Below are 24,771 nucleotides of genomic sequence, written 5' to 3'. Positions count from 1 at the left end.
GCGCCACATCTGTGGCACCCTTAAAACATGTTGTGATATATTACAAGCAGGCGTAAGACGTCCGCACGACCTGCAACATGTTGCAGTGCAAAACGAAACGTCGGGTGCGAAGCGCCTTTCGATGGGAGGAGAGTTGCCGTGAAGATCACGTCGATCGAGACACTGCGTACCGAGGAATTTTCCAACGTCATCTGGGTGCGCATCCACACCGACACGGGCATGATCGGTCTCGGCGAGACCTTCTATGGCGCGGGCGCAGTCGAGGCGCAGATCCACGACACGTTCGCGGGCCGCCTGCTCGGCCGCAATCCGCTGCACATCGAGGCCATCCATCGCGACATGCTGAACCTGCCGATGGCACAGTCCTCGACCGGTGTCGAATATCGTGCGGCATCAGCGATCGACATCGCGCTGTGGGACCTGTTCGGCAAGGTCTGCGGCCAGCCGGTGCACCAGATGCTCGGCGGCCTCTGCCGCGACAAGCAGCGCATCTACAACACATGCGCCGGCACGCAATATGTCCGCTCCACCAATATCAGTCCGGTCTCGAACTGGAATCTCGGAGCGTCCAAGGGGCCCTATGAAGACCTCGATGGCTTCATGAACCGCGCCGATGCGCTTGCCGAAAGCCTGCTCGAAAGCGGCATCTCCGCGATGAAGATCTGGCCGTTCGATCCCGCCGCTCAGGAGAACAAGGGCCTCTACATCACCGCAGCCCAGATGAAGCAGGCGATCGAGCCGTTCGAGAAGATCCGCAAGGCCGTCGGTGACAAGATGGAGATCATGGTCGAGCTCCATTCGCTGTGGAATCTGCCGACTGCCAAGCAGATCGCGCGCGCGCTCGAGCCCTACAAGCCGACCTGGTACGAAGACCCGATCCGGATGAACTCGCCGCAGGCGCTGGCCGAATACGCCCGCTCGACCGACGTCTGGGTCTGCGCCAGCGAGACGCTGGGCTCGCGCTTCCCCTACAAGGACATGCTCGACCGCGACGCCATGCACGTCGTGATGGCCGACCTGTGCTGGACCGGCGGCCTCACCGAGGGCCGCAAGATCGCGGCGATGGCCGAGACCTATCACCGGCCCTTCGCGCCGCACGATTGCATCGGCCCGATCGGCTTCATCGCCGCCATCCACATGTCGTTCAGCCAGCCCAATACGCTGATCCAGGAATCCGTGCGCGCCTTCTACAAGGGCTGGTACAATGAGCTCGTCACCACGATGCCAACGATCAAGGACGGCTATGTCTTCCCGATGGAAGGCCCCGGCCTCGGCGTCGACCTTCTGCCCGCCGTCTTCGAGCGCTCCGATCTGATCGTGCGCCGCTCCAACGTCTGAGGAATTCTTGAGATGAGCACCGCCCTGTTCGACCTTTCCGGCCGCACCGCGCTCGTGACCGGCTCCTCCCGCGGCCTCGGCCGCGCCATCGCCGAGGGCATGGCCAAGGCCGGCGCCAAGATCATCGTCAACGGCGTCGACGCCAAGCGCGTCGAGCAGGCCGTGGCCGAGTTTCGCGCCGCCGGCCATCAGGCCGAAGGCGCAGCCTTCAACGTCACCGACGAGCCCGCGATCGTCGCAGCGTTCAACGACTTCGATAAAAAGGGCCTCGCCGTCGACATCGTCGTCAACAATGCCGGCATCCAGCACCGCAAGCCGCTGGTGGAATTCACCACCGACGAATGGCGCAAGGTGATCGAGACCAACCTGACCAGCGCCTTCGTGATCGGCCGCGAGGCAGCCAAGCGGATGATCCCGCGCAAGCGCGGCAAGATCATCAATATCGGCTCACTCGGCAGCGAGCTCGCGCGCCCCACCATCGCGCCCTACACCGCCGCCAAGGGCGGCATCAAGAACCTGACCCGCTCGATGGCGGTGGAATGGGCCCAGCACGGCATCCAGGCCAACGCGATCGGCCCCGGCTACATGCTCACCGACATGAACGAGGCGCTGGTCAACAACGCCGATTTCAACAACTGGCTGATGGGCCGCATCCCCTCCAAGCGCTGGGGCAAGCCGGATGAGCTGGTGGGCGCCGCGATCTTCCTCGCCTCGGACGCCTCCACTTACGTCAACGGCCAGATCATCTATGTCGACGGCGGCATGATCGCCGCGATGTAATCGCGAACAGGGAACGAGACCAATGCGCGCCGTCGTCATCCACGCTCCGAAAGACCTCCGGATCGACAGCTACCCTGATGCGGAGCCCGGCCCGGGCGAGGTCCGCGTCAAAATCGCCAATGGCGGCATTTGTGGCTCCGACTTGCACTACTACCATCACGGCGGTTTCGGCGTCGTGCGCATCCAGCAGCCGATGGCGCTTGGCCATGAGATCGCTGGCGTGGTCGCCGCAGCCGGTGACGGCGTCACCAGCGTGAAGGCTGGCACCCGCGTCGCCGTCAATCCGAGCAAGCCGTGCGGCCAATGCACGCATTGCCAGGAAGGCATGCGCAACCAGTGCCTCGACATGCGCTTCCTCGGCAGCGCGATGCGCTTTCCCCATGTGCAGGGCGGCTTTCGCGAGTTCATCACCGTCGATGCCACGCAGGCCGTGCCGATCTCCGACAAGCTGTCGCTGGCAGAAGCCGCCGTCGCCGAACCGCTCGCGGTGTGCCTGCATGCCGGCAAGCAGGCCGGTCCCCTGCTCGGCAAGCGCGTGCTGATCACCGGCTGCGGCCCGATCGGTGCGCTGATGATTTTGGTCTCGCGCTTTGGCGGCGCGTCCGAGATCGTGGTGACAGACGTCGCCGATGCGCCGCTGGCAGTCGCGAAAAGGCTCGGCGCCACGCACGCGATCAATGTCGCCACCGATGCCACCGCGCTCGATCCCTGGCGCGCCGGCAAGGGCGTGTTCGACACGTTGTTCGAGGCCTCCGGCAATCAGGCGGCGCTACGCACCGCGCTCGATGTGCTCCGGCCCGGCGCGACGCTGGTGCAGCTCGGCCTCGGCGGCGAGATGACGCTGCCGATCAATTCGATCGTCGCCAAAGAATTGCAGCTCCGCGGCACCTTCCGCTTCGATCCCGAGTTCGAGCTGGCGGTACGGCTGATGGGCGACGGCCTGATCGACGTCAAGCCGCTGATCACAGCGACCATGCCGTTCGAGAACGCGGTCGCCGCCTTCGAGCTCGCCAGCGACCGGTCGCAATCGATGAAGGTGCAGCTGACTTTCGGAGCATGATCCGGAAAAGTGGCAGCGGTTTTCCGATAAGATCATGCTCAAAAAGAATGAGCGCTACTGGCTCTCGACCAGCCTTTCGCTCACGAGCCGCACGGCCCCTCGTTTCCACGAATAGTCCGCGCCCATGCGCAGACCGCTGTCGCCGCGCGCCAGCACCGCGCCGGTCCTGGCATCGCGGACCTGGAATCCGAGCGTGTATTCGGTGCGGCTGACCCGCCGCACGACGCCGATCAGCGACTGGTCCGCGCCGAGCTTCTGCGCGATCGCCGCCTCGCAGCCGTTGCAATCGCGCAAGGCATGCGCCTTCGCCACCTCGCCACCGATATCGACGATGCGATAGCGGCCGGATTGACTGAGCGCCTCGCGCACGCCGGCGGTGACTTCGGCGAGGTACGACGCATCCGACGTGGCCGACGCGCCAGCTGATGCGGCGGTCGTGTCCTCGAGCTCGAAATCGAACACCGCCAGCGCGACCGGCGCGGGCGTGGCGAGCGCGGCCATCACCTCGCGCGAGACAAAAATCTCGGCGCGCTCCCATGATTCATCATTGTCGCCGCGGAAAGTGTAGAGCTTGTCCATCACCAGCTTTTTGGCACCGACATCGATCACGGCGACCTTGGCCCATTGCACCAGCGTGCTGGTCTTCTGGATGCCGCCGATGACCTTGAACGCGGCGCCGTCCTGGGCCGACGGCGCCAGCCGGTAGCGGCCGCCCGCGCCGATGTCCCGCCTGAGCGCCGCCATGAACGCCGACAGCCGCCGCTCGTGGGCAGCGGTCTGGTTGGCCGGCTCGGCCGACGTATCGGTATAGCTGAAATCGTCCATGGCCACGCCGAGGGCGGCCTCGGCGGTCGCCGGCGAAGTGGCCGCCGGAAGGACGAGGAGGAAAAGCGCAGAGAGGATCGATCGGGTGCAGCGCATGCGGGCCTCATGTGATGGAGCGGCGGCGCAATCTGGCGGGCGGCCCTGCGCCATGCAGCAGCGCCAGTCCCGATCAGCGCCGGGAAAATTTCACGACGTTGCAGTGCGGTAAAGCGTAAGGCTTTGCGCGGCTTGCGTTCTGCCGTTTAATGCGCAGGCGACAAATCCGTTCGCCAGGTGTCCGCCGATGTGGAACCGTCCGAGGTTCGATCTCAAGGTCCGACTGACGTTGCGCGTGGCCGCCATATCGGCCGCCTGCTTCGCCGCGATCTCCGCCTATTTCCTCATCACGGCCGATCGCGCGGCTCATGCGCGGATCGACAGCATCGCCGGCATCGTGGCGAAGTCGCTGGAGCTGCAGCAGGGCAAGACCCAGTGGGTGGCCGCCCCGCGCGCGGACTTTCCGAATCTCGATCCCGTGGCGGCCTATGTGATGACGCCCGGCCTGTGTCTGGCCGTCCGCGGCACCAGCGGCGACATGCTCCAGCGCTTCTGTAGTGGCGTGCCTCCGGCAACGCCGCCGCCACAGGCCTTCACGGCGTTCTATCGCAGCCTGTTCGACCCCGGCCGCGAGGCGGCTCGGCCGGTGGTCGTGCGCGGAGCAAAGCTCGGCGATGCCGTGGTCTGGCTCGATCCGGCGGTGCAGACGGCCGAGGCCTGGCACGAGGCCGGCCGCCTGATGCTGGCGCTCGCAATTGCCCTGCCGCTATTGTGCGTCCTGGTCTACGCCGCGCTGGCGCGGGCGCTGCGCCCGACCCGCATGATCCGCACCGGCCTCGAACAGGTCGCCGCCGGCGACCTCACCGCGCGGCTGCCGCCGTTCGACCTCGCCGAGCTGTCCGCCATCCGCGACGTCTTCAACCATCTCGCCGAAAGCCTCGACACTGCGCTCGCCGAGCGCAACGAGCTGACGCGGAAACTGATCGCGCTCCAGGACGAGGAGCGCCGTCATCTGGCGCGCGAGCTGCACGACGAGTTCGGCCAGTCGCTGGCTGCCATCCGCGCGCTCGCCTCCTCTGCCCGCCAGACCGCCGCGCAGGATTGCCCGGCTTTGCTCAGCGAATGCGACGGCATTGCGCGGACCGCGACCGGCATGATGGAGACGCTGCGCGGCGCGCTGTTCCGGCTGCGCCCGCCCGACGTCGAGGAGCTTGGGCTCGTCGCCAGCCTCGAAGGCCTGGTCGCGGGGTGGAACGGACGCAGCCGCGGCGAGACGCGCTTTGCGATCCGCTTCGACGGCACGTTCGAAACCCTGCCCGCGACGATCAGCGCCAATCTCTACCGCATCGTGCAGGAGGCGCTCACCAATGCCGCCAAGCATGCCGGCGCCACCAAGGTCAGCCTGGAGCTGACGATGCGCACCGACGAGATCGCACTCGCGATCGACGATGACGGACGCTCGGCCGATCCCGCCGGGAAGTCCGGAATGGGCCTGCTCGGCATGCGCGAGCGCGTCGCGGCCCTGCGCGGCCGGCTGAGCTTCGAGCCGGGACCGAACGGCGGCTCGGCGTTGCGCGTCGTCATCCCGCTCGCGGCCGCCGATCGGCCGGTGCTGGAGCACGCGGCATGACCGCGACCATTCTGCTGGTCGACGATCATTCCGTCGTACGCGAAGGCTATCGCTCCGTGCTCGAGAAGCAGCCGGGCCTGCGCGTCGTCGCCGAGGCGTCGGACGGCGCCGAGGCCTACCGGCTGTTCAAATCCGAGGCGCCCGACCTCGTCATCATGGACCTGAGCATGCCCGGCATCGGCGGCATCGAGGCCGTCAGGCGCATTAGGCAATGGGACAAGTCCGCACGGATCCTCGTCTTCACCATGCACCAGAACGCCGGTTTCGCCGTGCAGGCGATCCGCGCCGGCGCGCGCGGCTACGTCACCAAGATGAGCCCGCCGGAGACGCTGGTGCGCGCGGTGATGGACGTGCTGGCCGGCAAGATCGCCATCAGTCCCGACATCGACCACGAGCTGGCGCTGAGCCGCATCAGCGGCGAGAGTTCGGCCGCCGACGTGCTGACGCCGCGCGAGTTCGAGGTGCTGCGGTTGCTGCTCGCCGAGAACACGACGGAGGAGATCGCCGAGACGCTGCATGTCAGCCCGAAGACGGTGGCCAACCTGCATTCGCTGATCAAGGACAAGCTCGGCGTCGGCTCCGACATCGAGCTGGTCCGGCTGGCGCTGCGCCAGGGACTGTTGACCGAGGTCGATCTCGGGGAGACCCGATCGCTCAGGCCAGATAACGCGTGAGATAGCCTTCCATGGCGTAGAGCGCGCAAAGCGCGAGGCTCGACCATACGGCGGCGCTGAAATACAGGAACATCCAGGTCAGCTCGCCCTTCCAGTGCGCGATGTCGTGGGTCACCACCCAGCGCGTCGAGACGTCATGCAGGCCTTCGAGCAGGCCGAGAAATCGGTTGCCTTCGGCATGCCCTGCCCGCCAGCGGCTGAGATACATCGGCACGTCGACGGTGACGAGGAAGGCGAGGAAGCAGGCAATGCCGACGATGCCGGCGATCAGGGCCCAGCGCACCGGCTCCTGGAATTCCGGCATCAAGCGGCACAGCGCGACGCCGGCGAGGAAGAAGGTCACCGCCCACAGCGAGTTCTCGATCGCGTTGTAGAGGAAGTTAGTGGTCACGACCGCGTACCAGGAGAAGCACTCCGCGATGATGATGATGGGCACGATCACGAGCGCGATGTTCACCACGGTTTCCGCACCGGTCATGTGACCCAGTTGATGCAGGATGATCGCCCATTGCGCGACGAAGCAGAGCTCGGCCACGGTCGCAACCGTTCGGCCGACGACGACGCTCGACAGCCAGGTGTCGAACAGGCAGATGCGCTGCACGTCGGCGCGCGGCAGCACCGAGCGGAAGGCGCAGCCGAACACATAGCCGGCGCAGAGCAGGAACATCAGTCCGATGTCCGAGCCGCCACCGACGCTGCCCGCAACCGTCGGATAGAACTCACGGTACAGCATGAGCCAGACGAGGATGTTGGCGCTGCTCACAAGCGTCAGCGACCCCCACCACCACGCGAGGGGATTTGACCGCGCCTGCCACTGCAACATGATGAATCGCTCCGCCGTAATCGATGTGACACGTGTTCGTAATAATCCTGTCACAAGACGTCACGGAATCACGACAAAAATCTGTGTGCGGCAGTGTCTTGCGGGAATCTTTTTCGCGCGCGGCGGCTGCTATACGGTGTCCGCATAATGGACACATCTGACGCAATATGCGAATCTATTGGACAGTCGCGCACCCAAGGTTCATTAAGGCCGCATGGATCGATCTGCGGCCAAACTCTCGCACACGCCCCCATCCGCCGCCGCGGCGCTGGCTTCGAGCGCCGATGACGCCGCGTTCGCAACCACGCTGGCAAAAGGCCTCGTGGTGCTCGAGACCTTCAAGGCCGGGACAACGCTGCTCGGCAATTTGGAATTGTCGCGGCTGACGGGCATTCCGCGGCCGACCGTGGCGCGGCTGACGCACACGCTCGCCGAGCTCGGCTACCTTCACTACGATTCCAGGCGCGCCAAATATCGCGTCGGCGCTCGCGCGCTGCGCATGGCCCATCCGCTGCTCGCTGACATGCAATTCCGCCAGGTCGCGCGGCCAATGATGCAGGAGCTGGCGCAGAGCGTGCGCGGCACCGTCTCGATCGGCCTGCTCGACGGCACGTCGATGATCTATGTCGAGACCGCGCGCTCCGGCGACGTCGGCCCGCATATTCCCGACATCGGCATGCCCATTCCCGTGGTGATGACCGCGATGGGCCGCGCCGCAGCGGCCACCTTGCCGCCGGCCGATGCGGCACTGCTCGAACAGCGCATCGCAAGCGAGGACGCCGAGCTCTGGTCGGCCTTTCGCGACAACTACCGCGCCGGCCTCGCGCAATGCGCCAGCCGCGGCTTCTGCACTTGCTGGGGCGAGTACATGGCCTCGATCCACGCTGTCGCCGCGCCGCTGTTTCATGCGAGCGAAACGCAGCAGTCATTCTCGATCAATTGCGGCATCCCCGCGTTCCGCCTCCAGCCGGGACAGCTGGAAGGCGAGATCGGTCCGCGCATCGCGGCGCTCGCCGACAGCATCCGCGCCATCGTCAAGCAAGCGGCCCCCGGAACGCCGCCGCGCAAAAAGAAGATCATAGGCGCAGGGAAATGACATGGCTGGGCCGCTCGAGGGATTGAAGGTTCTCGATATCGCAACGATCATCGCCGCGCCATTCGCCGCGACGCTGCTCGCCGACTACGGCGCCGACGTGCTCAAGATCGAGATGCCCGGACACGGCGACGGCGTGCGCTCGTTTCCGCCGTTCAAGGATTGCAAGCCGCTGTGGTGGAAGGCCGCCAACCGCAACAAGAAGTTCGCCACCCTCGATCTGCGCACGCCGGACGGACTTGCCCTGTTCAAGCGGCTGCTTCCGCGCTTCGACGTGCTGATCGAGAATTTCCGTCCGGGAACGCTCGACCGCTGGGGTCTGTCCAGGGAGGTGCTGTGGTCGATCCAGCCGCGCCTCGTCATCCTGCGCGCCACCGCCTTCGGGCAGGATGGGCCCTACCGCGAGCGCCCCGGCTTTGCCCGCATCTTCGAGGCCATGGGCGGCCTCACCTACATCACGGGCGAGCGCGAGGGCGAGCCGACCCATCCCGGATACCCGATCGGGGATTCGATCGGCGGCCTGTTCGGCGCCGTCGGCGTGCTCGCAGCGCTGTGGAAGCGGGCGCGGGATCCGGAGGCCCCCCGGTGAGGAGATTGATCTCGCCCTCACCGAAGCCACCTTCCGCCTGCTCGACGTCCTCGCCATCGAGCATGACCAGCTCGGCGTCGTGCGCGGCCGCATCGGCAACGCCAACGGCTATTCGGCACCGGCCGCCGTGTTTCGCACCAGCGACGGACATTGGGTGACGCTCGCAGGCTCGACCAACGCACTCTACGCGGCGAATTGCCGGGCGATCGGACGGCCCGACCTCATCGACGATCCTCGCTTCGCGACGAATGACCGGCGCGTCGAGCACGCGTCCGAGCTCAACGACATCTTCGCCGCCTGGTGCGCCGCACATCCGCTCGACGAGGTTCTTGCGGAATTCAACGACGCGCAGGGGACGCTCGCGCCGATCTATGCGATCGACCAGATCGCGAGCGATCCGCAGGTGAAGGCACGCGAGGTGATCACGCGCATCCCCGACCGGGATTTCGGCACCGTCGCGATGACCAACGCGGTGCCGGGCTTCACCGTCGATCCCACGCGGATGCGTCAAGCCGCCGGCGACGTCGGCCAGGACAATCGCGAGGTCTATCGCGATTGGCTCGGCCTCTCGGACCAGCAGATCGAACAGCTCACCCAACGGAAGGTGATCTGACGTCGAAACAACAATAACGAACAACAACAAAAGGGAGGAAGAAACAGTGGCTTCGTTCAAGGTCACACGCCGAACCCTGCTCGGCACGATCGCCGGCGGCCTCGCCGCCTTCCCGGGCTCGACCGCATACGCCGAGGATGCCTGGCCGTCGCGTCTCGTGCGGCTGATCTCGCCCTACGGGCCCGGAGGCTCCAACGACATCTCGCTGCGTCTGCTCGCCGAGGAGTTCGGCCGCAGCCTGCATCAGCAGTTTATCGTCGAGAACAAGCCTGGTGCCGGCACCCGCATCGCCAACGACACCGTCGCGCACGCGCCGGGCGACGGCTACACCATTCTCTACGTCGCGGCGCCCTACGCCACCGCCGAGGCGCTGTTCGGCAAGCTGACCTATGAGCGCAAGGACCTCCAGCCGGTTGCGATGGCGGTGATCGCGCCATTGTTCCTGATCATCAGCGCGGATGCGCCGTTCAAGACACTCCCCGAGCTGATCGCCTACGGCAAATCGAAGCCGGAGGGACTGACCTTCGCCTCGCCCGGCGCCGGTTCACAGCCCCATCTTGCCGGCGAACTCCTGTTCCGGGATGCCGGCGTCAAGGGTCTCAACATTCCCTTCCGGGGCGATGCAGCCTCTTACACCGAGCTGCTCGCCGGCCGTGTCGATGCCACGCTGACGGCGCTGCCGACCGCGCTGCCTTACATCCAGAGCGGCAAGTTCCTGGTGCTCGGCGTCGCCTCGGCCGAGCGCAGCGCGCTCTATCCGGAGGCACCGACCTTGCGCGAGCAGGGCTTTCCCAACGTTGTCGCCGCCGGATGGTACGGCTTCATGGCGCCCGCAACGACGTCGCGGGCGATCGTTGACAAGCTTCAGGCTGAGGTGCTGCGCACGCTCGCTGAACCGGCGATCAAGGACAAGCTGACGGCCCAAGGCCTGGAGGTGCGGCCGGCCAGTGCCGCCGCGTTCGGCCAATTCATCGACAACGAGACGCAGAGATGGAGCGCGCTGATCCGCGAGGCCGGGCTCAAGGGCGAGTAGCGCGCCGCCGCGCCGGCGTCCCGGGCACGGCGCATCGGATACTCAACGCCCCTCGCCGCGGCAGCCGCCGCAGCGGATGAGATCGTCGCACTCATCGACGTGGTGCTGATATTCGGAGATCGCACGGTTCGCCATGCGGATGCGGTTGGTTTGGCCTTGGTCGACCATCACGGCAATCCGCTGCGCCAGGAACACGCAGGCCTCGAACTCATTGCGAATGGCGCCGGCCCGCGTGAGAAAGTCCCAGGCGATCTCGTAGGCTTCCTCGGCAGCCGTATTGCGGTAGTCGCTGAAGATAATATGCGTCATCACCGCCAAAGCGAAACGGCCGCGATCGTTCCTGTCCTTTCGCATTGACTGGCCTCGCCCACAATCCGCAACCTGTTCGGATCGTTCCTACGGGCATCCAGGCGGTTTGCCGCAGCTGATCGGCCGGTGTTCCGATCCACGGACCCGACGCTAACCTGCGATAACAGAACACCAAACCATCTGCGCTCGCAGGAACGCTACCCGTGGACCGCAGTTTCGACAACATGGAGTCGCGTGGCCGCCTTTGCGTACTGCGCTCGATCTCCTCGCTCAACATTCGATCAGGTTGTCGTGTGTCCGCACCAACGCACTCTGACCACGCTTCGCATAGGAACGGGTTGGCGCCGCGCGCGATTGGTCGCTTGTCAAAACCCCGAGGAGAAGCAAGATGCGTAAGACAATGCTGACGATCTTCACAGCCGCGATGCTGGCGGGCGCTTCGGTCGGCGCAGCGTTCGCACAAGGTGCGGGCGGCGGTGCCGGTGGTGGCGCTGGCGGCGGAGCCGGTGGCGGCGCAGGCGCCGGAGCTGGCGCGGGCGCGGGTTCAGGCGGATCCGGTTCGGGCGGGAGCGGAGCCGGTGCAGGCGCAGGAGGTGCCGGCAGTGGCAGTGGCGGCATCTCGCATGTGGAACGCGGCGGACAAGGTGCCTCCAGCTCCCCCGGCATGCGCAACGAAACGACCCCGCCCTCGAACGGCGTCACGCCGCGGCGCTAGCTGACCACTGATCGCGCATCGAAGCCGGTCCCTGTTCATGGCGCGCGCAAGTGCGGCCCCAGCGAGATCCTCCACTCGCTGGGGCCGATCCATGCCGAAGCCTTACCGCTTCATGCCGGACACATAGGCCGCCAGCTTGTCCAGCGTCTGGTAGCCGTATTCGACCGCGCCGAAGCCGATCATGCCGTCGCGCTGCTCGGTGCTCGAGGCCAGCTGCCGCATCATCAGCACCGTCTTGCCGTTGCTCTGCTCGGCAAAGGTAAGGGTGAAGCGGAACATGCCGGGATCGTCGTCCTGGTCGACGCCATGGTCCATCTCCATGAAGGATGGACGCTCGATGCGGCGGAAGCGCATCCGGTTCGGATAGACGGTGCCATCAGGGCCGATCATGTTGAAGCGCCAGACGCCGCCGACGCGCACGTCGATCTCGAAGGTCTCGATCTTGAATCCCTTCGGCCCGAACCATTGCGGCAGATGTTTCGGGTCGGACCACGCCTCGAACACCAGCTCGCGCGGCGCGTCGATCACGCGCGACATCACGATCTCGCGGTCGATCGACCATTGCGACAAGGCGGGATTGGCAGAACTCGTCATCGTCAGGTACCTTTCCGTTTGGTTGTTCGGGACGGCCGTTTGGCGGCGGCCGCCTCCTTCTCCTTCTTGAGCTTCATCACATAGGCCTCGAACCGGTCGAGCCGCGCCTCCCAGATCGCGCGCTGCTGCTGGAACCAGTCCTCGGCGCCGACAAGCGCATCCGGACTGAGACGGCAGGTGCGCACGCGGCCGGATTTCTCCGACTGCACGAGCCCGCTCAGCTCCAGCACGTGGATGTGTTTCATGAAGCTCGGCAGCGCCATGTCGAAGGGATCGGCGAGCTCGCCGACCGACGCCTCGCCGGCGCACAGCCGCATCACGATCGCCCGCCTGGTGGGATCGGCAAGGGCCGCGAAAACCTGGTCGAGATGGGATAATTGGTTAGCCATGAGGCTAACTAATCACAGCGGACGACGGACGTCAACAATTGTTATCCGATTGGCTAAGTAAAATCTCGTGGCACGTGGCCCCGCGAAACTCACAACGCGCAATCGTGAATTGGGACCTCCCACCCTCACCGCTAAAAGATATCCGGGGGCGCACAAGCATGATTCGTCCGAGCGCGTGCCGCCTGTTGTCACATCATTCCCGATCACCCGACGAAGCTTCGCCCGGGCTGCGCTTGTTCCGCTGGCGATCGCGCTTCGCCCGCGGCGCGCATTTGCGGATTCCGACATGATCGCGCAGATGCGCGACATCGTCGCCGCCGAGCTCGCGCCGACCGCGACGCCGGACCATCCGGGCGGTCTTGCCGCCGCACTCTATGCCGGGCGCCATCTCGAGTTCTTCACGTTCGGCTTTGCAGACGACGCGACGCGCCGACCGGTCACGCCGGACACGCTGTTCAATCTCGGATCCCTGCGCAAACCATTCGAGGCGACGCTGGTCGCGCTCGGCACGCTCCGCGGCGAATTGCGGCTCGACGATGCCTTGCCGAAATATCTGCCTGAGCTGACCGGTGATTATGTCCGCCGCGTCACCGTCGGTCAGCTCGCCGCACACACATCGGGACTGTTGCTGCCGACCGACCATCCGCCCTGGCCGAACGACTCCTTCACGCGGGCGCAATTCATCGAGATGGTCAACGCATGGGAGCCGCAGGCCGGCGAAGTGCCCGGCAGGCAACGCGTCTACAGCCATGCCGGCTACGTGCTGCTTCAGCTCGTGCTCGAGCGCCGTTACGGCACCCCGATCGCGACGCTGCTCGAACAGCGCATCCTCAAGCCGCTCGGCATGACCGCGACCTCTGTGCCCGAACGCGGGCCGGACAACCGTGCCGTCATGGACGGGGCCTGGATGCAGCGCGTCGTGCAAGGCTATTCCGATCAGGGCATGGCAATCGGCCCGCCCGGCAATCAGCAGAGCTATTTCGATTTTCCCGGCACCAGCCAGATGTTTTCGTCCGCGCGCGACCTTGGTGCATTCGTTGCGGCTTCAGTCGACGGCCGGTCGATCGACCCGCATCTGCGCGAGGCATTGCGGATGGCGCAACACGAGGTCTTCCGCGTCGACGAGAAATTCGGACAGGGCATGGCCTGGGAGAATGTGCGCCTGCCTGGCGTCACCATCGTCGACAAGCCGGGCGGCCTTAACAACGCCTCCGGCTATCTCGGTCTCGTTGCGGCGCGGCGGATCGGCATCGTCCTGCTCGCCAATCGCGGCGAATATCCGCACGAGATCGCCCGCTACAAGATCCTGCCCGCGCTCGCCCATCTGGTCGCCTCGCACGGCGGCTAGCTTCAAAGCAGAAAGCCCCAGCTGAGCCGGGGCTTTCCACACCAGATCCGGAACGGGATGAAGCTCAGTATCTGGCGACGACCGGTCCGCCGAACTTGTAGTTCACGCCGACGCGCACGATGTTCGATTTGAGATCGACCGAGTGGGTATAGACGCTGCTCGGGAATGGGCCAAACGTCGCCGACGTGAGATTCGTGCTGGTCGTCGCGATGCGACCGAGATCGACATAGAGATATTCGGCCTTCAGCGACCAGCCATTGCCGACTGCGTATTCGCCGCCGAGGCCAGCGGTCCATCCGACCCGGGTGTCGCGCACCGCGGCGGATTCGCTCGCGCCGGCAAAATAGTTATCCGTGAACACGAAATTGCCTTTCACCTCGGAAATCGCTGCACCGCCGGTCGCATAGATCAGCCAATTGGGCGTGGCGAGGAAACCGATGCGGCCGCGGATAGTAGCGAGCCAGTCGGCCGATACCGAAGCGTTGACGGTGAAGGTGCTTGGTGCGCAGCAGGGATAAAGCCCCGAGCCGGTTGCGCTGCCCTTGAAGCCGAAATAGTTGATGTCGCCTTCGAGGCCAAACACGGCGTGATTGACCTGCCAGTTGTAGCCGGCGGTGAAGCCTCCGGTGACACTGGAGCTATTGACGCTCTGGGCGCCGACTGTGTTGATGGCCGGCACGCTGCTGGCGGCGAAATAGCCGGCCGGAGAGAACACGGTCGAGGTCGTCGGATCGGCGCTGCCCCACTGCCCGCCGACATTGCCGCCGACATAGAAGCCGGTCCAGTTATAGGCCGGCGCCATCGCCGGCGCCTTGGTGTAATGCGCCGCGAGGTCGGCCGCCTGCACCGATGCGGTGCCGAGCACAACCGAAGCGACCGCCAGCAAAAACTTTTTCATTCCAGTCTCCTTGCCCCGCGCGATTGACCTCGCGCTTCGAAATGCGCGCGGGCCGAAGCCGTCCTGCGCAGGCTCGGCATAGGTCGTGGATCGCCCATCGTCTTGGGTTGCGGCGAAGTTCGTTGGGACTGCGACGTAGTGTGAGCCGCCCCACGCGCGAACGCATCGCGAGTGTGACGCAAAGGCCACGCGTCATCCCTCGCCGGCGACGCGTGATGCATGGCCGTGTCGCATCACAACAAGGCCGGAAGAATGCGATTCGCTAGGCCAGCCTCAGACCGAGCGTGTCAATCCGCCGTCGACGCGGATGTTCTGGCCGGTGATATAGGCCGCACCATCGGAGGCCAGGAACGCGATCGTCGCAGCGATCTCCTCGACCTTGCCGTAGCGCCGCATCGGCACGCTGTCGCGCCGCGCGTCCGTCTGCGGCAGGCTGTCGATCCAGCCCGGCAGCACGTTGTTCATGCGGATGTTGTCGGCGGCATGCGTGTCGGTGAAGATCTTGGTGAAGGCGGCAAGCCCGGCGCGGAACACCGCGGAGGTCGGAAACATCGCGCTCGGCTCGAACGCCCAGGCGGTCGAGATGTTGATGATGGCACCGCCCTTCTGCGCCTGCATCACCGGCGTCACCAGGCGGGTCGGACGGATCACGTTGAGCAGATAGGTATCGAGGCCGGTGTGCCATTGCTCGTCGGTGATCTCCGTGATCGGCGCGCGCGGCCCATGGCCCGCGCTGTTGACGAGCACGTCGATGCGGCCCCACTTGGCGAGCGCGCCGTCGACGAGGCGCTTCAGATCGTCGTTCGACTTGTTGGAGCCGGTGACGCCAAACCCGCCGAGCTCGGCCGCCAGCGCCTCGCCCTTGCCGGAGGACGACAGGATCGCGACGCGAAAGCCGTCGGCCGCAAGGCGCCGCGCAGCCCCTGCCCCCATGCCGCTGCCGCCGGCGGTGACGAGTGCGACCTTCTCTGCTGCCATGACCATCATCCCTGTGTTGAGGCGAGCCGCGGGCCCGGCCTATCATGAGGCCTTCTACTGCCGGACCTGCCGGCAGGTCCACCGCCGAGAGCATCCGTCATGAGCGACCTGCAGATCCGCAATCTGCGCCCAGACGAAATTTCCCTCGCCGCGGACTGGGCCGCGGCCGAGGGCTGGAATCCGGGCCTCTTAGACGCCGCCTGCTTCGCCATCCCCGACGCGAAGGGTTTCTTCGTCGGCGAGATCGACGGCGAGCCCGTCGCGACCGTCTCCTGCGTCAATTACGATGATCGCTTCGCCTTCCTCGGCTTCTACATCGTGCGCGAGCGCTTTCGCGGCGCGGGACATGGTCTGCGAATCTGGAACGCGGCGATCGCGCATGCAGCCTCGCGCGTGATCGGGCTCGACGGCGTCGTGGCGCAGCAGGACAACTACAAGAAGTCCGGCTTCCAGCTCGCCTACGCCAACATCCGCTATGGCGGCGTCGTTGCGGCTGCATCGCCGCGAGCCGATGTCGTCGCGCTCGACGCGGTCCCGTTCGCGCTGGTGGAGGCCGACGATGCGACCGTGTTCCCGGCCCGGCGCAGCGCGTTCCTGCGCGCCTGGATCGGGACATCAGGCCATGTCGGCCGCGCGCTGATGCGCGACGGCAAGCTCGCCGCATGGGGCGTGATCCGGCCGTGCCGGAGCGGCTGCAAGATCGGCCCGCTCGTCGCCGACGATCGCGCCGCGGCGGAGGCGATCGTGCAGGCCCTGCTCGCAAGCGCGGGCGGCGGCGAGATCTTCCTCGATGTCCCCGCTGTCAACCGCGAGGCGATCGCGCTCGCGGAACAGCTCGGGCTCAAGCCGGTGTTCGAGACGGCGCGGATGTATACCGGGCCGATCCCGAGCTTGCGGATCGACCGCGTCTTCGGCGTGACCAGCTTTGAACTTGGTTAGAGCATGATCCGGAAAAGTGTGAAGCGGTTTTCCGAAAAGATCATGCTCAAGATGCTCAGTAGCAGCGCATGATGTTGACGGTGTGCTCGCCGCCGCCGCGGCCGGGCACCGTCACCTGCTCGGTCGGGCAGCTCGGCACGTAGGGCCGGTCCGACGGCACGACGTTCGGCGGGAAGCGATGCGTCCAGTCCCAGGGAACGTCATAGGTGTAAGTGTAGCGCACGTCCGTGGAGGCCGGCTGCCCGGGATCGGCAAAGGGCTGGCTGTAGCCCGTGCTGTCGTAGAAGAAGCCGCCGCCGCCCGGCCAATAGACCCATGGCATATTGCGGCCACGGAACCTGGCACCCGGCGCGATCGGCGGACGCGCCACCGCGGCCGGCGGCACGGCAGCGCCGACCGTGCCATGCGGCGCAGCGCCGCCGGGTCGTGCAAAACTGTCGCTGGGGCTAAGGAGCAGCGCGGCTGCGCTGAGCGAGGCGAACAGCGCCCCATATGATCTGGACATCATGATACGCACCACTCGTTTGGCTTCGCGAAAAGCAGCTCCCCACCGCACGCTAGGCCGGGCCGTCACCCGCCCGCAAACGTATAATTAATGTTTGGTTAAGGCCCGGCATGAACGCGGATCTGGGTGCGGCAGAACGCCCGGAATCTTTACGCGTTTCAGGCGCTTCGTTCCACGACCGGCCCTTCATAACGAGTTGATCTGAGTTGATTGGCGCCGCCAAGATACGTCCGGAACGCTCCCCCAATGCGGTCGTTGGCCCGCGACAAGAAATGGAGCATCCTCAATGCAGAACAAGTCAAAACTCTCCTGCCTGGTCACGGTATCGCTCATCGCGGGCACCTCGGCCGCATCGGCGCAGGGCTATGGCTGGAACGGGCCGCGCGCCGGCTGGGACCGCAGTGCTCCGGCCTATGAGACGGTTCAGCCGCGGGCGTATCATCCGGGCGTCACCGGGCCATACGGCGCGCTCAACGGCAGCAACCATCCGGCACCGAGCTCGACGCAGGGCGACGTCGGCCCCGACGGCAACAACAACGGCACGCTGACCGGCGTCTATCGCTGGTAGCGTCCGCTCACGGCCTGGGCCCATCATCCTTCCGCGGACGGTGGGCCTTCGCGTGTCAGCGGCCCTGCTGCTTGCGCAGCCAGTCGAGCATGTCCTGCGTGGTTCCGGTGCCATTTCCGGTGCCTTGCGTCACGATGGCGGTGTTTCCGCCGCTGCGGCGGTAGACCGTGGTGCGCCCGGGCTCCTTCTCGATTTTCACCTCGGCCTGCGCCGGATCGCCGCTCTGCGTGATGACGGAGGTGCCGTTTTCGTCCTGGACCACCGTGGTGTGACCGTCGGCAGCCCCGGCCGGCGCCGCTGCGATCACGCTCATGATCCCTATTCCGGATGCGAGCAGAAATAATCTCATGTCACGCTCCTTCATCGACCGAACTGAAAGATCGCCAGCCAGTTGAAACGCCCGAATTGCCGCACCGCTCCCGTATTCATATCACCGATCTGGAGCAGGAGCGCATTGGTGGAATTGCCGATCTGGGTGATCTCAGCGGTGTTGCTGAGGCCGGACTGGCCGACCGCCGCATTGGTGGTGCCGCCCACCTGGATCACATCGACATAGTTGCGCATGCCGTTCTGGACGATCGTCGCGTCCACCGTGCCGGTTCCGCCGATCTGGATCACCCGCGCAATGTTGATGCGGCTGTTCTCCTCGATCGTGACAGGCTGAACATTGTCGCCGAACTGCACGATCGTCTCGATGCTCACGTTCCGGTTGGTCAGGGTGCGTTGGGCCGATCCGGCCGACGCCTGCGTCGCCGCACCGATCGTGACGAGCAACGCTGCCAGCACCAAGAGCTGCTTGCCATACCTCATCGTCTTCCCCTTTGGCATGCGCGACGCCGGTGAACCGGCAGTCGTCCTACGGGCTATGTTGAACAACCGTGGACGAGTTGATCATGCCAAACTGGGCGATGGCACCGCTATTCATGGCACCGAGCTGCGACACGACGCTCGTCGCCGACTGACCGGTCTGGCCGACGAACGCGAAATTGGACATGCCGGTCTGCCCGACCGAAGCCGACGTCACCCCACCGAATTGCAGGATGCCGACAGCATTATTCGAGCCGTTCTGGGTGACAGTCGCGCTGGTGTTACCGCCGATCATGAACACGCCGGCCAGGTTGGTCGAACTGCTCTGGTTCAAGACGACCGGCGGCCCGTTGACCGAGACGATCGTCTTGATGTCAGCGCTTTGCGCCCGCGCAGGGCCGTTCGCGGCAAAGCAGGAGAGGAGGATCGCCGTCGCAACGACCAGAAGATGCTTATTCATCATATGCCTCCACACTATCTGTGCCGGGCCAAAACACGATCTCAGGTTAGGGAGCCTGCTGCAAAATCGTGGAGCCGTTCAGAATGCCAAGCTGGGACACCCCGGCAGCGTTGTTCAGGCCAATCTGGCCGATCAAGCTCGTGTTGGCGCCGCCGACCTGACCGACCGCGGCGTTATTCGTCGCGGTGGGGGTCGTGCCGCCCTGTCCTATCGTCGCCGAATTGGCCGAAGCCAGCGATCCCAACTGCAAGCTCGATGCGGTGTTGGTCGCGCCGAATTGCAGCGTCGTCGCGGTGTTGTTCACCGGGCCGGTCTGCACTGTGGACGAGAGATTTGTCGCGCCGAACTGCAACACGCTAATCGAGTTAGCGGCTTGGGCATCGACAGCACTCAGCGCGCTCAGCATGACGACCGTCGTAACGAAAAATTTCGTGCGCATGTCATAATCCTCCGCGAAATGTCAGCCGCCGACCCGCCGCCCCGTTCGGGCAACCTGATCGCGGTGATTTCGAGTATGGCCTGTCGAGTATTACCCGGACGCGCCGCTCGGTGGACGCGCCCGGGGCCGATACGGGGCTGGCTTAGTGCTGCGTAATGGTGCTGGAGTTGATGCCGAGGCCGAGCTGCCCAACGGCGGCAGCGTTGTTCGGCGGGAGGCCGAAGAGCGTGGACTGGCTGATCGAGCTGGTGTTGTTGCCCGTGGCAACCTGCCCAGTGGTGGCCGAGTTGCCAAAGACGCCGACCTGAGTCACCGAGCTCGCATTGTTGAGCGACGGAGTGGTCGTGCCCTGCATGGTGGTCGCGGTATTCAGGAGGCCGAGCTGGGAGGTGGTCGAGGAGTCGTTCACGTGGCCCTGCTGGTTCACGCTGGAGCCGTTTACGAGCCCGACTTGCACCGTAGTTGCGGTGTTGGCAGCCTGCGCCGCGGAGGACAGAGCGAGCACGGCAACGGAAGCAAAAAACAATTTGCGCATGGAAAATCCCTTTCTAGCCGAGTTGTCTGACTGGGTTCGGATGCCGTCTTGGAGGAGGCCGACATCGTAGGGATGACTGTGAACTGATCGCGCTCGGTGCGACAGACTGCAGTTCATGCTAGTCGATACGGACTAGACGTTGCGCAGGATCTCGCCGTCCGCAGGCTCGGATGTGCGGTCGCCGCAACGGCTCACGTCGCCTCCGCTTCGCGGCCGATGCTGTCGATCAATCTCACCACCTCGATCGGCGAGCGCAACTCCAGCTTTCGCATCATCCTGGCGCGATGGACCTTCACCGTCACTTCGCTGACGCCGAGCCGTGCCGCGATCTGCTTGGCGACGAGCCCTTCGGCCATCAGCAGCATGATGTCGCGCTCCCTCGCCGTCAGCGTCTCGAGGCGCTGGCGAGCCTCGCGCATGGTATCCTCGCGCTCCAGCCGCCTGCGGTCGCGCTCGATGCCATGCCTGATGGCGTCGAGGATCTCCTGCTCACGAAAGGGTTTTGGCAGAAACTCGACCGCGCCGCGCTTCATGGCCTCGACCGAGACGCGGACGTCGGAATGACCGCTGATGAAGACGATCGGAATGGGAACGCCGGTCTCCGCGAGCCGGCGCTGAAGCTCGAGCCCTGTCGGCGCAGTGCCCGGGAAGCGGACATCGAGCACGAGACACGAAGGCCCCGCCGACATGCGCTCCGCAAGGAACTCGTCCGTCGATGCGAACAACCTCACCTTGTGGCCGGTCTCCTCGCAAAGACTCCCGATCGCGGTTCGAATCTGAATCTCGTCGTCAACGACATAAACTGTGGCTTGATCTGAACTCATGACAACAAACTCCCCGGCTTGGGGCTCGTTGAGCAAGCAGCGAGCCGTGCATTCTTTTTGTGATCGCAAACAAGGTGCTTGGATGAGTTGGAGCGGATCGGGCCACGAGCGTCGATCCGCCGATTCGACGTCTTAGAGCCAACACACGCCCAAGACGAGTGAAGGCGTTCACATCTCGGACTTCGTGATTGCGGGGAATGGAGCCCGCCACAGGCATCACGCGAGGCGTCGTGTCGCGGATGTCGCCATCCGGCCGCGTGCGCGGTATCGCCAACTGCGTCATGGCGTCGCCATCCATGTGCCGACGTCAACGCCGGCTGGTTACTGCTTTTGGCAGACCAGACGCGACGTGCAGTCAGCTTATCGAATTCGATACCGCGCGCGTCATATCGAATACTCCCGGTATGTGATCCCAGCAAATCACGAAAGGTCGCACCCCGCAGACTTTACTACTGGATCGGGAATCGCGCCCGACCGTCGGCCCGGGACCAGCGACATACTGCCGAGACGATCGGGACCGCTCGGGAAGATTTACAACCATAGCGCGATCTCTCGTGATGCCCCGCAACCATTTCAAAGAGGCGGGTTTTGATATGCGATTTGTGCCAGTCATTGCCTTGTTCGGAACTGCATGTGGCGTCGCCGCGCTCTACGCCGCCGGGCCGACCACCATCACCGGCGCAGCCGGCAGCGCCGCGGAGAAAGCCGCCCGCGCCTATGAATCGACCAGGCGCCTGCTCGTGCCCGTCGGGCGCGAGGTCCCGACCTTCGGGGTGGATGCGCCCGTGTTCCGCTACGCCGCGATCCAGCGCGGCAGCATCGAGCAGACCGTCACGGTCACCGGCGCGTTGCAGCCGGTCAAGACGATCGAGGTGGGGTCTCAGCTGTCCGGACAGCTCGCCCGGGTCTATGTCGATTTCAACGACAGTGTCGTTAAGGATCAGCCGCTCGCCCTGATCGATCCACGCAGCTTCGCGGCCAAGGTCGACGAAGCCAGGGCCTCGCTCGCCGTCGCCAATTCCCTGGTCGACGTCGCTCGCGCCAAGCTCGACCGCGCCAGGATCGATCTGCAGAACGCCAAGGGCAGCCGCGACGTGCTCGCCGCCAAGCTCGAGAGCGCGCAGGCGGTCAAGAGCTCGGCGCAGAAGACGCTCCAGCGGAAGCTGGCGCTCCAGTCGCAAAACGTGGTGGCGACGACGACGGTCGACGATGCCCAGACCGAATTCACCGCCCGCCTCGCGCAGGAGCGCGAAGCGGAGGTGATGGTGTCCCTCAACTCCTATTCGGTGGATGGGGCGCAGGCCGACGTCCGCCGGATCGAGGCGGAACTGCAGCAGGCGCGCATGGCCGTGCCGGAGAAGGCGGCCGTTCTCGCCGCGGCGCAGGCCGATCTCGACCGCACCGTGATCCGTTCGCCGATCGACGGCGTCGTCGTCGGCAGGTTCGTCAACGAGGGCCAGACACTCGCGGTCGGTCTGGAATCGCGCACCACCTTCGTGGTCGCGCACCGTCTCGAGGACATGGAGATTCACGCCCAGGTCGACGAAGCCGATATCGGGCGCATTGCCTCCGGACAGCACGCCTATTTCACGGTGGATTCCTACCCGGACCGCCGCTTCGAGGCCGTGGTGCGGCAGGTGCGCAAGGCGCCGCAGAACCAGCAGCACGTCGTCACCTACACCGTCGTGCTGGCGACCTCCAACCTGGACGGCGCGCTGCTGCCCGGAATGACCGCGCTGGTGAAGATCGTGATCGAGCGGCATGACGACGTGCTGAAAGTGCCGCTCGCCGCGCTGCGCTTCCAACCCTCCGGCGCCCGGCCGGACGCCGCACACAGTGGGGTATGGGTCCGCACCGCGAGCGGCGCGCTCCAGCGCGTTGCCGTGACGGTTGGCGCGGCCGGCACCGAACAGGTCGCGCTCAAGAGCGGAGATCTGGTCGAGGGCAGTCAGGTGGCCGTCGGCCAGGCCATCCGTCCGACAGGCATGGAATTTCTCGGCATCAGGTTCGGATCATGACCGCCTCTCCGCCCCTCATCAGCCTGCAGTCGGTCTCCAGGACCTATCGCACCGACGGCGTAGCGGTGGCTGCGGTGCGCAATGTCAGCTTCGACATCGAGCAAGGCGAGATCGTCGCCGTGATGGGGCCGTCCGGCTCCGGCAAGTCGACGCTGATGAACATGATCGGGCTGCTCGATCTGCCGAGCGCAGGCGCGGTCTTCCTCGAAGGCGCCAACGTCGCCGATCTCTCGGAAGACCGCCGCTCGTCCCTGCGCGCCCGCAGCATCGGCTTCGTGTTCCAGTCCTACAACCTCCTCGCCCGTCACGATGCGATCGAGAATGTCGCACTGCCGCTGGTCTATTGCGGCGTCGGCCGGAAGGAGCGCCTTTCGCGCGCCGAGCAAAGCCTGGAGGCCGTCGGCATGCTGCACCGGGCCCATCACTTCCCCCGGCAGCTCTCGGGCGGCGAGCAGCAGCGCGTCGCGATCGCGCGCGCCCTGATCGCCTCTCCGCTGATCGTGCTCGCCGACGAGCCGACCGGCGCGCTCGACAGCCGCACCGGCGCCGAGATCCTGGCGCTGTTCGCCGCGCTCAACCGGACCGGCCAGACCATCGTGATGATCACGCATGATGCCGGCATCGCGACGCAGTGCCGGCGAACGATCCGCCTGCATGACGGCGAGGTCGTCGCCGACGAATCCTTCGCTCCGGTCCTGCCGAAACGGAGCGCCGCATCATGACGATGCTCCAGGGCTTTCAGATCGCTCTTCACGCCTTGCGCCTCAATCCGCTGCGCAGCTTCCTGACCATGCTCGGCATCGTGATCGGCGTCGCCTCCATCGTCACCGTGTTTGCGATCGGGTCAGGCGCCCAGCTCCGCCTTCAGGAGCAGATCCGGTCGATCGGCGCCAATGTGCTGATGATCACCCCCGGCGCGGTCTACCAGGGCGGCGTGCGCCTCAAGGACGGCAGCAAGCTGACCATGACCGAGAGCGACGTGCAGGCCATCCTCGAGCAGATCCCGGAAGTCCAGGCCGCGGCCGGCTCGATTGCCGGAACCGCGCAAGTGATCCACGAGGGCAAGAACTGGAATACGACGATCAACGGCACGACGACCGGACACTTCATGGTGCGCGACTGGCAGCTTGCGACCGGGCGCTATTTTTCCGGCGCTGAAGAAGCCGGCGCCGGCAAGGTCGTGATCCTCGGAAGCACCGTCGCGCGCGAGCTGTTCGCGCCGGGCGACGATCCCATCGGCGCACAGGTCAGGATCATGAAGGTCCCGCTCGAAGTGGTCGGCGTGCTCGATCGCAAGGGACCGGCGCAGGACGATGTCGCTTTCGTGCCGCTCACCACGGCCAAGCTGCGCTTCCTCGGTAGCGCGAGCAACATCAACAGGGATTCGGTGGCCTACATCATCGCCAAGGTCGCCGCGGACGGTCAGATGGCGGGGGCGCGATCGGAGATCGAGAGCCTGCTGCGACAGCGCCACCGGGTCCCCGCCGGCCAGGAGGACGATTTCAAGGTGCAGGATCCGGCCGCCGCGATGGAAGCGCAGCAGGGAGCGATCCGCACCGTCGCGCTCCTGCTCGTCGCCATCGCCTCGGTCTCGCTGCTCGTCGGCGGCATCAGCATCATGAACGTCATGATCGTGTCGGTCACCGAGCGCACCCGGGAGATCGGCATCCGCCGCGCGCTTGGTGGAAGGATGCGGGACATCCGTCTCCAGTTCCTCTGCGAAGCGCTCGTCCTCTGCCTGCTCGGCGGCGCCATCGGCGTCGGCGGCGGGGTCACGCTCTCGATGACGGTCGCCCGCATGGCCGGGTGGATCACCTCGATCGACGGCCAGGCGATCGGCCTCTCCCTCGCCTTCTCGATCGCGACCGGTCTCGTCTTTGGTTTTTACCCCGCCCACAAGGCATCCAAGCTCAGCCCAATCGAGGCGCTCAAGACGGAGTGAGAAGATGCT

The 24,771-nt window shown here is 65.5% G+C and carries 28 protein-coding genes and 1 pseudogene; 15 read left to right on the top strand and 14 right to left on the bottom strand.

What is annotated here, in order from left to right:
• Positions 1–138 precede the first annotated feature (138 nt).
• From QA642_RS21115 to QA642_RS21105, 3 genes are read left to right on the top strand one after another with little or no spacing between them, the layout of a single operon-like run.
• On the top strand, positions 139–1,338 hold the full coding sequence (locus tag QA642_RS21115) for a mandelate racemase/muconate lactonizing enzyme family protein (protein ID WP_283086327.1): 1,200 nt from the start codon (positions 139–141) through the stop codon (positions 1,336–1,338).
• 12 nt (positions 1,339–1,350) lie between these two features.
• The gene (locus QA642_RS21110; protein WP_283086326.1) at positions 1,351–2,118 is read left to right on the top strand and encodes an SDR family oxidoreductase; all 768 of its coding nucleotides are present in this window, start codon (positions 1,351–1,353) and stop codon (positions 2,116–2,118) included.
• Positions 2,119–2,140: 22 nt separating this feature from the next.
• Entirely contained in the window at positions 2,141–3,178 is a 1,038-nt protein-coding gene (locus QA642_RS21105; RefSeq protein WP_283086325.1) for an L-idonate 5-dehydrogenase, read from the top strand.
• 54 nt (positions 3,179–3,232) lie between these two features.
• Here the strand turns inward: QA642_RS21105 and QA642_RS21100 are convergent, their stop codons facing one another.
• Complete coding sequence (locus QA642_RS21100; RefSeq protein WP_283086324.1) at positions 3,233–4,099, bottom strand: DUF3280 domain-containing protein; 867 nt, start codon at positions 4,097–4,099, stop codon at positions 3,233–3,235.
• A gap of 187 nt (positions 4,100–4,286) precedes the next feature.
• On the opposite strand from QA642_RS21100, the gene QA642_RS21095 reads away from it, so the two are divergent.
• Both QA642_RS21095 and QA642_RS21090 read left to right on the top strand, forming a co-directional pair.
• Positions 4,287–5,669: a HAMP domain-containing sensor histidine kinase gene (locus QA642_RS21095; protein ID WP_283086323.1), complete on the top strand. Its 1,383-nt coding sequence runs from the start codon at positions 4,287–4,289 to the stop codon at positions 5,667–5,669.
• Complete coding sequence (locus tag QA642_RS21090; RefSeq protein WP_283086322.1) at positions 5,666–6,343, top strand: response regulator transcription factor; 678 nt, start codon at positions 5,666–5,668, stop codon at positions 6,341–6,343. The genes QA642_RS21095 and QA642_RS21090 overlap by 4 nt, the downstream gene beginning before the upstream one ends.
• On the opposite strand, the gene QA642_RS21085 is transcribed toward QA642_RS21090, so the two are convergent.
• Positions 6,324–7,166, bottom strand: coding sequence for a hypothetical protein (locus QA642_RS21085; protein WP_283086321.1), 843 nt, complete (start codon positions 7,164–7,166; stop codon positions 6,324–6,326). The genes QA642_RS21090 and QA642_RS21085 overlap by 20 nt on opposite strands.
• A gap of 214 nt (positions 7,167–7,380) precedes the next feature.
• Here QA642_RS21085 and QA642_RS21080 point away from each other — a divergent pair, with 214 nt between their 5' ends.
• From QA642_RS21080 to QA642_RS21065, 3 genes and pseudogenes are all read left to right on the top strand, one after another.
• Positions 7,381–8,262, top strand: a complete 882-nt coding sequence (locus tag QA642_RS21080; RefSeq protein ID WP_283086320.1) for an IclR family transcriptional regulator — start codon at positions 7,381–7,383, stop codon at positions 8,260–8,262.
• Position 8,263: 1 nt separating this feature from the next.
• Positions 8,264–9,461: pseudogene (locus tag QA642_RS46570) on the top strand (CaiB/BaiF CoA-transferase family protein).
• A gap of 46 nt (positions 9,462–9,507) precedes the next feature.
• Positions 9,508–10,494: a tripartite tricarboxylate transporter substrate binding protein gene (locus tag QA642_RS21065; RefSeq protein WP_283086318.1), complete on the top strand. Its 987-nt coding sequence runs from the start codon at positions 9,508–9,510 to the stop codon at positions 10,492–10,494.
• A 42-nt stretch (positions 10,495–10,536) separates the two neighbouring features.
• On the opposite strand, the gene QA642_RS21060 is transcribed toward QA642_RS21065, so the two are convergent.
• Positions 10,537–10,803, bottom strand: coding sequence for a hypothetical protein (locus QA642_RS21060; protein ID WP_283086938.1), 267 nt, complete (start codon positions 10,801–10,803; stop codon positions 10,537–10,539).
• Between the two features lie 388 nt (positions 10,804–11,191).
• Between QA642_RS21060 and QA642_RS21055 the strand changes: the two genes are divergently transcribed.
• On the top strand, positions 11,192–11,518 hold the full coding sequence (locus tag QA642_RS21055; RefSeq protein ID WP_283086317.1) for a hypothetical protein: 327 nt from the start codon (positions 11,192–11,194) through the stop codon (positions 11,516–11,518).
• A gap of 102 nt (positions 11,519–11,620) precedes the next feature.
• On the opposite strand, the gene QA642_RS21050 is transcribed toward QA642_RS21055, so the two are convergent.
• Both QA642_RS21050 and QA642_RS21045 read right to left on the bottom strand, forming a co-directional pair.
• Positions 11,621–12,112: an SRPBCC family protein gene (locus QA642_RS21050; RefSeq protein WP_283086316.1), complete on the bottom strand. Its 492-nt coding sequence runs from the start codon at positions 12,110–12,112 to the stop codon at positions 11,621–11,623.
• Between the two features lie 2 nt (positions 12,113–12,114).
• Positions 12,115–12,501, bottom strand: a complete 387-nt coding sequence (locus tag QA642_RS21045) for a metalloregulator ArsR/SmtB family transcription factor (protein ID WP_283086315.1) — start codon at positions 12,499–12,501, stop codon at positions 12,115–12,117.
• Positions 12,502–12,787: 286 nt separating this feature from the next.
• Here QA642_RS21045 and QA642_RS21040 point away from each other — a divergent pair, with 286 nt between their 5' ends.
• The gene (locus QA642_RS21040; protein ID WP_283086314.1) at positions 12,788–13,849 is read left to right on the top strand and encodes a serine hydrolase; all 1,062 of its coding nucleotides are present in this window, start codon (positions 12,788–12,790) and stop codon (positions 13,847–13,849) included.
• A gap of 64 nt (positions 13,850–13,913) precedes the next feature.
• Here QA642_RS21040 and QA642_RS21035 read toward each other — a convergent pair whose 3' ends face one another.
• Together QA642_RS21035 and QA642_RS21030 are read right to left on the bottom strand one after the other, a co-directional pair.
• A complete protein-coding gene (locus tag QA642_RS21035; RefSeq protein WP_283086313.1) occupies positions 13,914–14,747 on the bottom strand; it encodes an outer membrane protein in 834 nt (277 codons plus the stop codon).
• Positions 14,748–15,020: 273 nt separating this feature from the next.
• Entirely contained in the window at positions 15,021–15,725 is a 705-nt protein-coding gene (locus QA642_RS21030; protein ID WP_283086312.1) for an SDR family oxidoreductase, read from the bottom strand.
• A 99-nt stretch (positions 15,726–15,824) separates the two neighbouring features.
• On the opposite strand from QA642_RS21030, the gene QA642_RS21025 reads away from it, so the two are divergent.
• Entirely contained in the window at positions 15,825–16,664 is an 840-nt protein-coding gene (locus tag QA642_RS21025) for a GNAT family N-acetyltransferase (RefSeq protein ID WP_283086311.1), read from the top strand.
• Positions 16,665–16,719: 55 nt separating this feature from the next.
• Here the strand turns inward: QA642_RS21025 and QA642_RS21020 are convergent, their stop codons facing one another.
• Positions 16,720–17,172 (bottom strand): hypothetical protein, encoded by a 453-nt coding sequence (locus QA642_RS21020; protein WP_283086310.1) that lies wholly within the window; start codon positions 17,170–17,172, stop codon positions 16,720–16,722.
• A 283-nt stretch (positions 17,173–17,455) separates the two neighbouring features.
• Between QA642_RS21020 and QA642_RS21015 the strand changes: the two genes are divergently transcribed.
• Positions 17,456–17,737 carry a hypothetical protein gene (locus QA642_RS21015; protein WP_283086309.1) on the top strand — a complete coding sequence of 94 codons (282 nt, stop codon included), beginning with the start codon at positions 17,456–17,458 and terminating at the stop codon, positions 17,735–17,737.
• A gap of 55 nt (positions 17,738–17,792) precedes the next feature.
• Here QA642_RS21015 and QA642_RS21010 read toward each other — a convergent pair whose 3' ends face one another.
• The 6 genes from QA642_RS21010 to QA642_RS20985 form a co-directional block, all read right to left on the bottom strand.
• The gene (locus QA642_RS21010) at positions 17,793–18,086 is read right to left on the bottom strand and encodes a hypothetical protein (RefSeq protein WP_283086308.1); all 294 of its coding nucleotides are present in this window, start codon (positions 18,084–18,086) and stop codon (positions 17,793–17,795) included.
• 11 nt (positions 18,087–18,097) lie between these two features.
• Positions 18,098–18,547, bottom strand: a complete 450-nt coding sequence (locus QA642_RS21005; RefSeq protein ID WP_283086307.1) for a curlin repeat-containing protein — start codon at positions 18,545–18,547, stop codon at positions 18,098–18,100.
• A gap of 46 nt (positions 18,548–18,593) precedes the next feature.
• The gene (locus tag QA642_RS21000; protein WP_283086306.1) at positions 18,594–19,004 is read right to left on the bottom strand and encodes a curlin; all 411 of its coding nucleotides are present in this window, start codon (positions 19,002–19,004) and stop codon (positions 18,594–18,596) included.
• A gap of 46 nt (positions 19,005–19,050) precedes the next feature.
• Entirely contained in the window at positions 19,051–19,443 is a 393-nt protein-coding gene (locus tag QA642_RS20995) for a curlin (protein WP_283086305.1), read from the bottom strand.
• A gap of 142 nt (positions 19,444–19,585) precedes the next feature.
• Entirely contained in the window at positions 19,586–19,978 is a 393-nt protein-coding gene (locus tag QA642_RS20990) for a curlin subunit CsgB (RefSeq protein ID WP_283086304.1), read from the bottom strand.
• A 191-nt stretch (positions 19,979–20,169) separates the two neighbouring features.
• Positions 20,170–20,802 (bottom strand): response regulator, encoded by a 633-nt coding sequence (locus QA642_RS20985; protein WP_283086303.1) that lies wholly within the window; start codon positions 20,800–20,802, stop codon positions 20,170–20,172.
• A 593-nt stretch (positions 20,803–21,395) separates the two neighbouring features.
• On the opposite strand from QA642_RS20985, the gene QA642_RS20980 reads away from it, so the two are divergent.
• Genes QA642_RS20980 through QA642_RS20970 form a run of 3 tightly spaced genes read left to right on the top strand, consistent with a single transcriptional unit; the run spans position 21,396 to position 24,762 of the window.
• A complete protein-coding gene (locus QA642_RS20980; RefSeq protein WP_283086302.1) occupies positions 21,396–22,820 on the top strand; it encodes an efflux RND transporter periplasmic adaptor subunit in 1,425 nt (474 codons plus the stop codon).
• The gene (locus tag QA642_RS20975; RefSeq protein ID WP_283086301.1) at positions 22,817–23,542 is read left to right on the top strand and encodes an ABC transporter ATP-binding protein; all 726 of its coding nucleotides are present in this window, start codon (positions 22,817–22,819) and stop codon (positions 23,540–23,542) included. The genes QA642_RS20980 and QA642_RS20975 overlap by 4 nt, the downstream gene beginning before the upstream one ends.
• The gene (locus tag QA642_RS20970; RefSeq protein WP_283086300.1) at positions 23,539–24,762 is read left to right on the top strand and encodes an ABC transporter permease; all 1,224 of its coding nucleotides are present in this window, start codon (positions 23,539–23,541) and stop codon (positions 24,760–24,762) included. Before QA642_RS20975 ends, QA642_RS20970 begins: the two co-directional genes overlap by 4 nt.
• Positions 24,763–24,771 lie beyond the last annotated feature (9 nt).

This window comes from Bradyrhizobium sp. CB2312 (assembly GCF_029714425.1).
Classification (GTDB): Bacteria; Pseudomonadota; Alphaproteobacteria; order Rhizobiales; family Xanthobacteraceae; genus Bradyrhizobium.
This window is presented reverse-complemented; position numbering and strand designations above follow the sequence as displayed.